Origin of the sequence: Cedecea davisae DSM 4568 (assembly GCF_000412335.2) — a bacterium.
Lineage (GTDB): Bacteria > Pseudomonadota > Gammaproteobacteria > Enterobacterales > Enterobacteriaceae > Cedecea > Cedecea davisae.
This window is the reverse complement of sequence record NZ_KE161030.1, coordinates 4286648-4299965: the sequence shown is the minus strand read 5'-3', so window position 1 is coordinate 4299965 and position 13318 is coordinate 4286648. Positions and strand designations below refer to the sequence as shown.

Sequence of the window (13318 nt, the reverse complement as noted above, 5' to 3'; positions counted from 1 at the left end):
AGGCATCCGTATGGAATTTTACCTTCACCTTGTAGTTGTTGCCTTGCTCACCGGGATGACGGCGCTGCTGGCGCATCGCTCTGCGGCGGTATTTCACGACGGTATTCGTCCGATCCTGCCGCAGCTGATTGAAGGCAATATGAACCGCCGCGAGGCGGGGAGCATCGCCTTTGGCCTGAGCATCGGCTTTGTGGCTTCGGTGGGTATTTCGTTCACCCTGAAGACCGGGCTGCTGAATAGCTGGCTGCTGTTCCTGCCTACAGATATTCTCGGCGTGTTGGCGGCTAACAGCCTGCTGGCATTCGGGCTTGGGGCCATCTGGGGCGTGCTGATCCTCACCTGCCTGGTGCCGGTTAACCACCTGCTTACCGCGCTGCCGGTGGATGTTCTCGGCTCGCTAGGCGAGCTAAGTTCTCCGGTTGTTTCGGCTTTTGCTCTCTTCCCGCTGGTGGCGATTTTTTATCAGTTCGGCTGGAAGAACAGCCTGTTCGCGGCGGTTGTCGTGCTGCTGACCCGCGTGCTGGTGGTGCGTTTCTTCCCGCTGCTTAACCCGGAGTCTATCGAGATTTTCGTCGGCATGATTATGCTGCTGGCTATCGCCATTGTTCAGGATCTGCGTTCTCGCGGCGAGAATGAGCATGACGCTCACGGGCAGTCGGTATTCGAGGAGCGAACCTCCAGGATAATTAAAAATCTGCCATATATCGCCATCGTTGGCGGACTGATCGCCGCCGTTGCCAGCATGAAGCTGTTCGCCGGTAGCGAGGTGTCTATCTTCACGCTGGAGAAAGCCTACAAAATTGGCCTCGACCCTGCGCAGTCCCAGAGCCTGATAGACCAGGCCGCTTTGGCTGAATTTATGCGCGGGCTGGGCTTTGTGCCGATGATTGCTACCACGGCGCTGGCGACCGGCGTTTACGCGGTGGCGGGCTTCACCTTCGTGTTTGCCGTTGGTTACCTGATTGCTAACCCGTTGATTGCTTTTGTGGTCGGGGCGCTGGTTATCTCCGCCGAGGTGCTGTTGCTGCGCTCCATCGGGAAATGGCTGGGGCGCTATCCTTCGGTGCGTAACGCTTCGGACAATATCCGTAACGCCATGAATATGCTGATGGAAATGGCGCTGCTTATTGGCTCTATTTTTGCGGCCATTAAGATGGCGGGTTATACCGGCTTTACCATCGCGACGGCGCTCTACTTCCTGAACGAGTCGCTGGGGCGTCCGGTGCAGAAAATGGCCGCGCCGGTTGTGGCGGTGATGATAACCGGCATCGTGCTGAATATTCTGTTCTTCTGCGGCCTGTTTATCCCGGCCTGAGGGAGGTAGCGTGAAAAGCTCGCCATTGCAAAGCCTGAGCATGGAACAGGCCCGGCTAAAACAGTTTCGCCTGGTGGATATTATCTGCCGCCATTTTCCGGGGGAGGATTTCCTTACCCTGGGCGATGTTGGGCTGGCGACCGGCCTTAACCAGCCGCATATGACCCGGCGGGTTGAGGCGGTGCTGGCGGACTTCTTTTCTGTACCGGCTGCCGCGCTAGTGCAGGGGGCGGGAACCGGAGCAATTCGCAGCGGGCTGGCTGCGTTGTTAAAGGCGGGCGATAAGCTGCTGGTGCATGATGCCCCTCTGTATCCTACAACGGCGGTGATTGCTGAACAGATGGGGCTTGAGCTGGTGCGGGCTGATTTTAATGAGCTAAGCAAGGTGGAAAAATCCATCGTTGCGCATCGCCCGGTCGTGGCTTTAGTCCAGCATACCCGTCAGCAACTCGACGATGCTTATCATCTGGCTGAAGTTATCGCCTGTTTTAACCGTCTCGGTTTGCCGTCGCTTACCGACGATAACTATGCGGTGATGAAGGTCGATAAAATCGGCTGCGAATGCGGAGCCACGCTTTCAACTTTCTCCAGTTTCAAGCTGTTTGGCCCGGCTGGCGTTGGCGTGGTGGTAGGCGAAGCGGGCGCGGTGAAGGCCGTGCGCCACAGCCTGTATTCCGGCGGCAGCCAGGTGCAAGGGTTCCAGGCAATGGAAGTGCTGCGCGGGCTGGTGTTTGCACCCGTGATGCATGCGGTTCAGGCCCAGGTTAACGATGAGCTGGCGGCGGCACTCAACGCAGGAGCAATACCGCAGGTGAAGCAGGCGCTTATCGCCAACGCTCAGTCGAAGGTATTGCTGGTTGAGTTTCATCGGCCGATTGCCGAACAGGTATTGGCCGAGGCCCACAAGCTTGGCGCGCTGCCTTACCCGGTTGGGGCCGAGTCTAAATATGAAGTCCCGCCGCTGTTTTATCGCGTTTCCGGCACGTTCCGGCAGTCCGACGCGAGCCTTGAGCAGCGGACTATCCGTATTAACCCGAACCGCAGCGGTGCCGGGACGGTGCTAAGAATCTTACGGGAAAGCTGTGCGGCGGTAGAAAAGTAAAAAAGGGAGGCCAGAGCCTCCCTTTCCATTAGTGATTTGAGAACCAGTTGAGCTTATCTCGCAGGGCAACCACGCGCCCGACGATAATCAGCGCCGGGCTGCCAACCTGGGTCGCCAGCTCGCCGAGCTGGTTCAGACTGCCGCTTACCACACGCTGATTTACCGCAGTGCCGTTTTCTACCAGCGCCACCGGCATATTCTCTTCCATACCATGAGCAATCAGCTGCTGCTGAATGGTCGCGGCCTGATTGAGGCCCATATAGAACACCAGCGTCTGTTTTTCCGCAGCCAGGTTGGCCCAGTCCAGTTCGCCGCCGGTTTTTAAATGGCCGGTGACCAGGCGCACGCTTTGCGCATAGTCGCGGTGGGTCAGCGGGATGCCCGAGTAAGCGGAGCAGCCCGAGGCTGCGGTAATTCCCGGCACCACGGAGAACGGGATCCCTCCGTTGCACAGGGTTTCCAGCTCTTCGCCGCCGCGCCCGAAGATAAACGGATCGCCGCCTTTCAGGCGCACAACACGTTTGCCTTTTTGCGCTTCGCGCAGCAGGATTTGGTTAATCTCTTCCTGCGGTACGCAGTGGTAGCCCGCTCGTTTACCGACGAATACGCGATCTGCATCGCGGCGCACCAGATTCATAATGTCGTCAGATACCAGGCGGTCGTAAACCACTACGTCGGCCTGCTGGATCTGCTGCAAACCTTTCAGAGTCAGTAAACCCGCATCGCCAGGCCCGGCACCGACAAGCACGACTTCGCCGCGGTGATCGAGCGGGGTAGAAAACAGCGTTTCCGTCTCTTTCTCAACGGCAAGCTGGTCTTCATTGGCCAGATACTGTGCCAGCCTGTCGTTGGTGAAGAACTTTTCCCAGAAGCGACGGCGCTCGCCCATAGAGGCGAAGGTTTGCTTTACGCGCCCGCGCAGGGTTCCCGCATAAGCGGCAATTTTGCCGAGATGCAGCGGCAGGGTGGCTTCCAGCTTTTCACGCAGCAGTCGGGCCAGCACCGGAGAGGTGCCGCCGGAAGAGACGGCGACCATCAGCGGAGAACGGTCGATTATCGAAGGCATAATGAAGCTTGCCTGCTTTGGAGCATCGACAACGTTGCAGAAGATTCGGCGAGCCTCTGCGGCGTCGCTAACCTGCTGGTTTACAGCATCGTCATCGGTGGCGGCGATGGCCAGCCAGCTCTCGTCCAGCAGAGTGGGTGAGAATGCGCCTTCGGCCAGAGTCAGCATGTCCTGTTCGGCCCACGCTTTAAACTGTGGGCTGAACTCAAGGGCGTTAACGGTGATGCGCGCACCTGCCTCCAGCAATAAACGCGCTTTGCGTTCAGCAACGTCGCCACCGCCTACCAGCAGGCAGGCACGGCCACGTAACTGACAAAATATCGGCAGGTGATCCACGGTCAATCCTCAATTAATTACGGGCGGTTTCCGGCGCGCTTACGCGCTCAGGCTGCGGGCGCTCGGCTTTCGGCGTAGCATACCAATAACCCAGACCCATGAATACTATGCCGGAAAGGGTATTCCCCAGCGTGACCCACAGCAGGTTGTGGCCGATACCGGACAGGGTATAAGCCTCGCTATGGTTGCCAAACCAGGAGAGAGCAAACAGCGTCATATTGGCGATGGAGTGCTCGTAGCCGGAGGCGATAAACGCCAGCAGGCACCACCAGATGGCGATAAACTTCGCCGCGCCTTCGGTACGGACTGCCATCCAGATAGCCAGGCAAACCAGCCAGTTACACAGCGCGCCTTTGAAGAACAACACCATCGCCGGGGCGGTGGTTTTTGCCAGCGCCGCGCTATGAATGAGGCTGGTATCAACCGGCAGCAGGCTTCCGCCGCCCCAGTTGTAGAGCAGGGCAACGAAAACGGAACCCAGCAGGTTACCAAGCCAGGTCTGCGGCAGAATTGCCCACATGCGCCCGTGCGAAATAGTGCCCGCTTTTACGCCGAAGGTCAGGAACATGGTGTGGCCGGTAAACAGCTCTGAACCGGCGATAATTACCAGCGTAAGGGCTATACCGAAGGTGGCACCCATGACCAGCGGCCGCACGGAAGGGTCGAGCAAGTTACCGAGGGTAAATATCAGGATGATGCCGAGGCCGACATAGGCCCCCGCCATGGCGGAACTGACCCAGAAACCGAGAGGATTGCTCTGCGAGAGCCGGTTAATACGCGCGGCATTCGCCGCACACTTATTGATGGTATCGGTGAACATTTTTGTTATCCCAAATGAAGTTAAAAAAGAAAAAGTAAAAATGAATTGCCCTCACCCCAACCCTCTCCCAAAGGGAGAGGGGGAAACCGTCGTCGCTATTTTTGCTCGATCGGTTCCCTCTCTCCCGAGGGAGGAATACTTTCGGCACTCTCCCTCAGTTCGAGGGGAGAATACCGACGATACCCTCTCCCTCAGGGAGAGGGCAGGGTGAGGGTTGTTTTAAGAATTACGCTTTTACCTGCACCAATCCGTCCTGCACGCGGGCTTCATAGTGCGGTACGGAGCGGCTTTCATCTTCCAGGCAAAGCCCGTCGCGCAGGCGAAAGTGTTGTTTTTTCAGCGGGCTGGCAACCCACAGCTCGTCCTGGTGTTCGGCAATCAGCCCGCGTGAAAGCACGCTTGCTTCAAAGAACGGGTCGATATTGCTGATGGCGTACACCTGCTCATCTTTGCGCGGGCGGAAAATCGCAACCTGAGCATTGCCCACCAGGGCGCAAACGCCGGTCGCGGGCAGGATGTCGTTTAGCTGACAAACGGTTGTCCACTGGCTCATGCGTGTTCCTCCACTTCTACCAGAGTGACCGGGATACGCTCGTATGGCGTAGCCGGACGATGTTGTTCGCGCTCGCTCACCACCTGCACATTCGGGTCACGCAGCGGGCTGTTGATAAAGTGCTTGAAGCGGACCTGCGCCTGCGGCGTATTGACCGTTTCGGTCCACTCGCAAATGACTTTCTCACGCAGCCGGGCCAGTTCGGCTTCCAGATGCTCATTGAGGCCAAGCTTGTCGTCGATGATAACGCTGCGCAGGTAGTCGATGCCGCCTTCAAGGTTTTCCAGCCAGACGGAGGTACGGGTGAGTTTGTCCGCGGTGCGGATGTAGAACATCATAAAGCGGTCGAGATACTTGATGATGGTTTCGCGGTCGAGGTCGGCCGCCAGCAGGTCCGCATGGCGTGGTTTCATGCCGCCGTTACCGCAAACATACAGGTTCCAGCCTTTCTCGGTGGCGATAATACCGACGTCTTTGCCCTGGGCTTCCGCACATTCGCGGGTACAGCCGGAAACGCCAAACTTCATTTTGTGCGGCGTGCGGATGCCTTTGTAGCGGTTTTCCAGCTCGACGCCGAAGCCCACGCTATCACCCACGCCATAGCGGCACCAGGTGCTGCCCACGCAGGTTTTCGCCATGCGTAGCGCTTTTGCGTAGGCGTGGCCGGTTTCAAAGCCAGCCTCAATCAGCTGACGCCAGATTTCCGGCAGATCGTCTTTTTGCGCGCCGAACAGGCCGATGCGCTGAGAGCCGGTTATTTTGGTGTAGAGGTTATATTCGCGGGCGATACGGCCCACTTCCATCAGCCCTTCAGGGGTAATTTCGCCGCCTGCGGAGCGCGGGATGACCGAGTAGGTGCCGTCTTTCTGAATGTTGCCGAGGAAGTTGTCGTTGGTGTCCTGTAGCGGGGTCAGCTCCGGCTCCAGCACATACTCATTCCAGCAGGAAGCCAGCAGCGAGCCAACGGTTGGTTTGCAAACTTCACACCCGTAGCCCTTGCCGTACTTCTCAAGCAACTGGTCGAAGGATTTGATGCCTTCAACGCGGATCAGGTGATACAGCTCCTGGCGTGAGAAAGCAAAGTGTTCGCAAAGGTTGTTGTTAACTTCGATCCCGGCTTTAGCAAGCTCGGCGTTCAGCACCTGAGTGACCAGCGGAATACAGCCGCCGCAGCCCGTACCGGCTTTGGTTTCCGCTTTCAGCGCCGCAACGGTATGGCAGCCTTTATTGATAGCTTTGATCAGGTCGCCTTTGGTGACGTCAAAACATGAGCAGATTTGCGCGCTTTCCGGCAGTTTGTCGACGCCGATAGAAGGCTTGCCGCCGCTGGCGTGGGCCGGGAGGATCAGCGAGTCCGGATTTTCCGGCAGCTCAATGGCGTTTAGCACCAGTTGCAGCAGGTTGCCGTAGTCGCTGGTATCGCCAACCAGCACCGCGCCGAGCAGGGTTTTGTTGTCTTCGCTTACGATCAGGCGTTTGTAGATTTCTTTGCTTTCGTCCAGATAGACATAGCTGCGTGCGTTTGGCGTGCGGCCGTGCGCGTCGCCAATGCCGCCGACGTCAACGCCGAGCAGCTTCAGCTTGGCGCTCATATCCGCGCCTTCGAAGGCATTTGCGGTGCCGAGCAGATGGTCCGCGGTGACCTGCGCCATTTTGTAGCCGGGGGCGACGAGACCGAAAACGCGGTTTTGCCAGCTGGCGCACTCGCCGATGGCGTAAATATCCGGGTCCGAGGTCTGGCAGCTGTCGTTAATCACGATACCGCCGCGCTGGGCGGTTTCAAGCCCGCACTGGGTCGCGAGCTTGTCCTGAGGACGAATGCCGGTAGAGAACACGATAAAGTCGACTTCAAGATCGCTGCCGTCGGCAAAGCGCATGGTTTTACGCGCTTCGTTACCCTGCTGCACGATTTCCTGGGTGTTTTTGCCGGTATGTACGCGAACGCCCATACGTTCGATTTTGCTGCGCAGCTGCTCGCCGCCCATGCGGTCAAGCTGTTCGGCCATCAGCATTGGGGCAAATTCGATAACGTGGGTTTCCACGCCGAGGTTTTTCAGCGCGCCTGCGGCTTCCAGGCCCAGCAGGCCGCCGCCGACTACCGCGCCGCGTTTGCTGCGGCGTGCGCAGGACTCGATAGCGTTAAGATCTTCGATGGTGCGGTAAACGAAACAGTCCTGGGTTTCAGAACCTTTAATCGGCGGGATCCACGGATAGGAGCCGGTCGCCATGACCAGCTTGTCGTAATACACCGTGCGGCCGGTATTGGAGTGGATAACCTTTTCCTGGCGGTTGATGGTAATGGCGCGTTCGCCAACCAGCACTTTCACGCCGTGTTTTTCGTAATAGCCGTCGCGGACCAGCGAGAGTTCTTCAGCAGTATGATGGGAGAAATAAGACGAGAGATGCACGCGGTCATAGGCTTTGCGTGGCTCTTCACAAAATACGGTGATATCGAACTGGTCGGGCTGGGCTTTATCAAGTAAGTCTTCGATAAAGCGATGGCCAACCATGCCGTTACCGATAACTGCGATTCTGACTTTGCTCATAATTGCCTCAATTTCTTTTTTATTACCGCCTACCTTAACGATTCAGCTACGGTGATTATTGATGCAAATCAAATACGCCTTTATATACCCCTTAATAGGTATATGGTTGATTTTGATGGGGTTTTGTAAGTTATGGAATTGGCTGGTTTTTCGCCAGATAAAGCAAGATGCCGCCGTTAAGCGGTGTATGCTATGAAGCAAACTGCGACACGAAGAAGAGAGGACTTATGGAGACGATGGCGCTACAGGTGATTCAGAATGTGCGGCTGGCCGGGCGAGAAGGATTGTGGCAGTTGTCGATTGCCGACGGAAAATTTCGGGGCATCACGCCGATGGGCGATGCCCTGCCAGAAGGCGGGCAGGTTCTGGACGGTAACGGCGGGTTAGCCATTGCCCCTTTCGTCGAGCCGCATATTCACCTCGATACCACACAAACTGCCGGGCAGCCGAGCTGGAACCAGTCCGGCACTTTATTCGAAGGTATCGAGCGCTGGGCGGAGCGCAAGGCTCTGCTTAGCCATGAGGATGTAAAAAACCGGGCGTGGCAAACGCTGAAGTGGCAGATTGCCAACGGCATCCAGTATGTGCGTACCCATGTGGACGTTTCTGACCCGACGCTGACCGCATTGAAGGCGATGCTTGAAGTGAAGCAGGAAGTTGCCCCGTGGGTAGAGCTGCAGCTGGTGGCGTTCCCGCAGGAGGGCATTCTCTCTTATCCGAACGGTGAAGCTCTGCTGGAAGAAGCGCTGCAACTTGGTGCCGACGTTGTGGGCGCTATCCCGCATTTCGAGTTTACCCGCGAATATGGCGTTGAGTCGCTGCATAAAGCCTTTGCCCTGGCGCAAAAATACAATCGTCGGCTGGATATTCACTGCGATGAAATTGATGACGAACAGTCGCGCTTTGTAGAAACGGTCGCCGCTCTTGCCCATCGTGACGGCATTGGTGCGCGTGTCACCGCCAGCCACACCACGGCAATGCACTCCTACAACGGGGCCTATACTTCACGATTGTTCCGCCTGCTGAAGCTTTCCGGGATTAACTTTGTCGCTAACCCGCTGGTCAACATTCATTTGCAGGGGCGCTTTGATGACTACCCTAAACGCCGGGGCGTAACGCGGGTGAAGGAGATGCTGGGCGCGGGCATCAACGTATGCTTTGGTCATGACGATGTCTTCGACCCGTGGTATCCGCTGGGAACCGCCAATATGTTGCAGGTTCTTCATATGGGGCTGCACGTTTGCCAGCTGATGGGTTACCGACAGATTGATGAGGGACTAAAGCTGATTACCGATAACAGCGCCCGAACCTTTGGCGTGGAGGACTACGGTATTACTGAGGGCAACACGGCGAATCTGGTGATCCTGCCTGCTGAAAACGGGTTTGATGCGGTGCGCCGTCAGGTGCCGGTGCGCTGGTCGATTCGTGCCGGGCGGGTCATTGCGACTACGCAGCCTGCTCAAACGAAGATAATGCTGGGTGATAAAGCAGAAGAAATTCGGTTTGCAGGACCCTCTCCCCGCTAAGGGAGAGGGGGAACAGCAAGACGATTAGTGCGCGGCAGCCTCAGCGCCATGGCGACGGTGTTTGGTCACGAAACCAAGCACCAGACACATGACGAAGACAACAGCGTACAGACCGTTAGCGGTATGCAGAGCGGCCAGAGGGCCGCTGTGGGCAACGATTGGGCCAGTGACGATAAAGGTCAGCATGGTGCCCACGGTGCCGCAGGTCAGCACAAAGTTAACCAGTTTCGGCGAAGAAACTTTGGTCTGCTGTGAGCCTAGGGTAATGATGGTGGTATAAATCGCGCTGGAGAAGAAGCCAAGCGCCAGAATAAACCAGGCCAGATGAGCCGGGTCACCGTGGTTGAACAGGTACATCAGCACGGTAGCCGCACCCGCCAGAACCGTCAGGATGCGCTGCAAGTCGAAGAAGCGCAGGATGAAGCTGAAGGCCCACATGCCGAACATGTAAGACATCCAGAAGTCGCTTACCAGTTTACCGGCGTCGTTGATGCTCATGCCCAGGCCTTTGGCGTATTCCGGTACCCAGGAGATAAAGCCCAGCTGGCCCAGGATGTAGCAGAGTGCGGCGATGGACAGGAACAGCACGCCGATGCCCCACTTCTCTTTGGTAACCTGGGTGTTTTCCTGTTTTGCATGTTTGCCGAGCGCCGGGAATTCGCAGCCCAGGGTCAGCAGGAAGATGGCAACGTACACCAGGCCGATGCAGACGTAGACCCAGTACCAGTTAATGCTGCGGGCCAGCAGGATAGCGGCAACCATCGGGAAGATCATCCCGGCCATGCTGAAGAAGGAGTCGGTAAACAGCAGGCGTGAACCGCGCTGGCGTCCTTCATACATGTGGGTTATCAGGAACGTACCGATGGACATGGTAATCCCGCTTACCAGGCCCAGAACGAACATAGAGGCCGAGAAGATAGCGAGGTTATGACCAAAGATCAGACCTGCAACCGCCAGCACCATCAGCAGGAAGCCGAAGCGCAGCTGGGTTTTCAGCGGAACGATTTCCATCAGCCAGGCGTTCAGGAAGATGGAGATAAGGATCCCGGCGTTCAAAAAGGTGAAGGTGTTACTCATGCTGGATACTGGCAGATTGAAGTACTCTGCGATATTCCCCATCACCATGCCGGTGACAATTACCAACGCACCGGTCAGGGCGTAGGAGAAGAAGCTAATCCATAAAAGCTTGGTTCGGTTGCTGTTAGTCATAACGAGCCTGTGCAAGGAAGTGTAAAGCGCATTGACAGCGCGGCGGACGGGCAGATTTTAGTCATTTGCGTGATCTATTTAAATGAATTATGAATTTATTACAGAAATAAACTGATCGATTCATGAAGTGCGTCACATATTTCAATCTGTTTCAGCCCCGGAGCGCTGCAACTTGTTGATTTGCGTAAAAGTAAAAAACCGTAAATGGCTGGCGTCGATAGCGGCGCCTCTTTACAATCAAGCCACTTGCTTCACTCACTGCCTTCGTAAGGAATTGTTCATGCTCAAATCAACACTGGCGGCCGTTGCAGCTGTATTCGCCCTCTCCGCGCTTTCCCCTGCCGCGCTGGCTGCAAAAGGCGACCCGCACGTTCTGTTGACCACCTCGGCTGGCAATATTGAGCTTGAGTTAAATAGCCAAAAAGCACCTGTTTCGGTGAAAAACTTCGTTGACTACGTCAACAGCGGTTTTTATAACAACACCATCTTCCACCGCGTTATCCCGGGCTTTATGGTTCAGGGCGGCGGTTTCACCGAAGATATGAATCAGAAGCAGCCTAACCCGCCTATCAAAAATGAAGCGGACAACGGCCTGCGCAACACCCGCGGCACTATTTCTATGGCGCGTACCGCAGACAAGGACAGCGCGACCAGCCAGTTCTTCCTCAACGTTGCCGATAACGCCTTCCTCGACCACGGCCAGCGTGACTTTGGTTATGCCGTATTCGGTAAAATCGTGAAGGGCATGGATGTTGCCGATAAGATTTCCCAGGCGCCGACTCACGACGTTGGCCCGTACCAGAATGTTCCGTCCAAACCTATCGTCATTCTGTCCGCGAAAGTTCTGCCATAAGAATCCGGCGCGGGCTTTCAACCCGCGCCACCCTTCGTTTTCGCATCCGAGATTTTTGTGAGCTTCGTGCCGGAAAGCGTCTAGAATAGCGCGGTTATTTTTTTGCACCGGAGCCGCCATGTTACTGCTTATCGACAACTATGATTCCTTCACCTGGAACCTGTACCAGTATTTTTGCGAGCTGGGTGCGGAAGTGGTGGTTAAGCGTAACGACGAAATAAGCCTGGCGGACATCGAGCAACTGGCCCCGGAAAAGCTGGTCATCTCCCCCGGCCCCTGCACGCCAAATGAAGCCGGTATTTCGCTGGCGGCGATCAACCATTTCGCCGGGAAGCTGCCCATCCTGGGGGTTTGCCTGGGCCATCAGGCTATTGCCCAGGCCTTTGGGGCGACTATCGTTCGCGCAGAACAGGTGATGCACGGTAAAACCTCGGCGATTACTCATAGCGGCAGCGGCGTATTTCGCGGGCTGAACAATCCCCTGACCGTGACCCGCTACCACTCGCTGCTGATTGCCCCCGAAACCCTGCCCGACTGCTTTGAGATTACCGCGTGGACGGATAAGCAGGAAATTATGGGGATCCGTCATCGCTCTCTGGCGCTGGAGGGCGTGCAGTTCCACCCGGAAAGTATTCTCAGCGAACAGGGGCATGCGCTGCTGGCAAATTTCCTCAACGGGTAAATTCCTGCTTGCCTGTATTTGGTTTTTTATGCATATTTCGTGATTATATTTTCATTCATGATTGACGCGTAAAAACGGGTGGGGAATAAATGGCAACTGAACAATCAGCGGTAACGCGGGCTACCTTCGATGAAGTGATTCTGCCGATTTATGCACCAGCAGAGTTTATTCCCGTGAAAGGGAAGGGCAGCCGCGTGTGGGACAGCGCGGGCAAAGAGTACGTTGATTTTGCCGGCGGCATCGCCGTTACCGCATTAGGCCACTGCCACCCGGCGCTGGTGGATGCCCTGAAAACCCAGGGCGAAACGCTGTGGCACACCAGCAACGTATTTACCAATGAACCCGCCCTGAAGCTCGCCCGTAAGCTGATTGACGCCACTTTCGCCGAGCGCGTGGTGTTTATGAACTCCGGGACGGAAGCTAACGAAACGGCGTTCAAGCTGGCACGCTACTACGCCTCCACCCGCCATAGCCCGTACAAAAGCAAAATCATCGCCTTCTATAACGCCTTCCATGGCCGCTCGTTGTTTACCGTGTCGGTTGGCGGTCAGGCGAAGTATTCCGATGGTTTTGGCCCGAAACCGGCCGATATTATCCACGTCCCTTATAACGATCTCGCTGCGGTGAAAGCGGTCATCGACGATCATACCTGCGCGATAGTGGTTGAGCCTATTCAGGGCGAAGGTGGCGTAACGGCGGCCACGCCTGAGTTTCTGAAGGGGCTGCGCGAGCTGTGCGATGAGCACCAGGCGCTGCTGGTGTTTGACGAGGTGCAGTCCGGCATGGGCCGCACCGGGGAGCTGTTTGCCTACATCAACTACGGCGTGACGCCGGATATTCTTACCAGCGCCAAGGCGCTCGGCGGCGGATTCCCGGTGAGCGCGATGCTCACGACCAACGATATTGCCTCGGCGTTCCACGTTGGCAGCCACGGTTCAACCTACGGCGGCAATCCGCTGGCCTGTGCGGTGGCCGGGGCGGCATTCGACATCATCAACACGCCAGAAGTTCTGCAAGGCGTGGCGGTGAAGCGCCAACTGTTCGTTGAACAGTTGCAGAAGATTAACGACCAGTTCGATCTGTTTAGCGATATTCGCGGCATGGGGCTGCTGATTGGCGCAGAGCTGAAAGAGCAATACAAAGGCCGCGCGCGTGAGTTTCTCTATGCGGGAGCGGCTGAAGGCGTGATGGTGCTGAATGCCGGGCCTGACGTCATGCGCTTCGCACCGTCGCTGATTGTTGAAGAGGCGGATATTGAAGAAGGCATGCAGCGCTTTGCCAAAGCCGTTGCCCGGGTTGTGGCAGGCTAA

11 protein-coding genes are annotated in these 13318 nt (G+C 56.6%); 6 read left to right on the top strand and 5 right to left on the bottom strand.

All coding sequences use genetic code 11. The features are described 5' to 3' along the window. The first annotated feature begins 10 nt into the window (after window positions 1-10). Together HMPREF0201_RS19710 and HMPREF0201_RS19705 are read left to right on the top strand one after the other, a co-directional pair. Complete coding sequence (locus HMPREF0201_RS19710; protein ID WP_016538504.1) at window positions 11-1315, top strand: YhfT family protein; 1305 nt, start codon at window positions 11-13, stop codon at window positions 1313-1315. Between the two features lie 10 nt (window positions 1316-1325). After that, a complete protein-coding gene (locus HMPREF0201_RS19705) occupies window positions 1326-2417 on the top strand; it encodes an aminotransferase class V-fold PLP-dependent enzyme (RefSeq protein WP_039898897.1) in 1092 nt (363 codons plus the stop codon). 28 nt (window positions 2418-2445) lie between these two features. On the opposite strand, the gene cysG is transcribed toward HMPREF0201_RS19705, so the two are convergent. The 4 genes from cysG to nirB all read right to left on the bottom strand — a co-directional run bounded on the left by cysG (window position 2446) and on the right by nirB (window position 7738). Then, window positions 2446-3819, bottom strand: a complete 1374-nt coding sequence (gene cysG / locus HMPREF0201_RS19700) for a siroheme synthase CysG (RefSeq protein WP_016538502.1) — start codon at window positions 3817-3819, stop codon at window positions 2446-2448. 13 nt (window positions 3820-3832) lie between these two features. After that, window positions 3833-4639: a nitrite transporter NirC gene (nirC, locus tag HMPREF0201_RS19695; RefSeq protein WP_016538501.1), complete on the bottom strand. Its 807-nt coding sequence runs from the start codon at window positions 4637-4639 to the stop codon at window positions 3833-3835. Between the two features lie 226 nt (window positions 4640-4865). Beyond that, a complete protein-coding gene (gene nirD / locus HMPREF0201_RS19690; RefSeq protein ID WP_016538500.1) occupies window positions 4866-5192 on the bottom strand; it encodes a nitrite reductase small subunit NirD in 327 nt (108 codons plus the stop codon). Next, complete coding sequence (nirB, locus tag HMPREF0201_RS19685; protein WP_039898895.1) at window positions 5189-7738, bottom strand: nitrite reductase large subunit NirB; 2550 nt, start codon at window positions 7736-7738, stop codon at window positions 5189-5191. Before nirB ends, nirD begins: the two co-directional genes overlap by 4 nt. Window positions 7739-7965: 227 nt before the next feature. Here nirB and HMPREF0201_RS19680 point away from each other — a divergent pair, with 227 nt between their 5' ends. After that, complete coding sequence (locus HMPREF0201_RS19680) at window positions 7966-9264, top strand: cytosine deaminase (protein ID WP_016538496.1); 1299 nt, start codon at window positions 7966-7968, stop codon at window positions 9262-9264. 24 nt (window positions 9265-9288) lie between these two features. Here the strand turns inward: HMPREF0201_RS19680 and tsgA are convergent, their stop codons facing one another. Then, window positions 9289-10473: an MFS transporter TsgA gene (gene tsgA, locus HMPREF0201_RS19675; protein ID WP_016538495.1), complete on the bottom strand. Its 1185-nt coding sequence runs from the start codon at window positions 10471-10473 to the stop codon at window positions 9289-9291. Window positions 10474-10753: 280 nt separating this feature from the next. On the opposite strand from tsgA, the gene ppiA reads away from it, so the two are divergent. From ppiA to argD, 3 genes are all read left to right on the top strand, one after another. Next, on the top strand, window positions 10754-11326 hold the full coding sequence (gene ppiA, locus HMPREF0201_RS19670; protein WP_016538494.1) for a peptidylprolyl isomerase A: 573 nt from the start codon (window positions 10754-10756) through the stop codon (window positions 11324-11326). A gap of 118 nt (window positions 11327-11444) precedes the next feature. Then, a complete protein-coding gene (locus HMPREF0201_RS19665; protein WP_016538493.1) occupies window positions 11445-12008 on the top strand; it encodes an aminodeoxychorismate synthase component II in 564 nt (187 codons plus the stop codon). Between the two features lie 89 nt (window positions 12009-12097). Further along, a complete protein-coding gene (gene argD, locus HMPREF0201_RS19660) occupies window positions 12098-13318 on the top strand; it encodes a bifunctional acetylornithine/succinyldiaminopimelate transaminase (protein ID WP_016538492.1) in 1221 nt (406 codons plus the stop codon).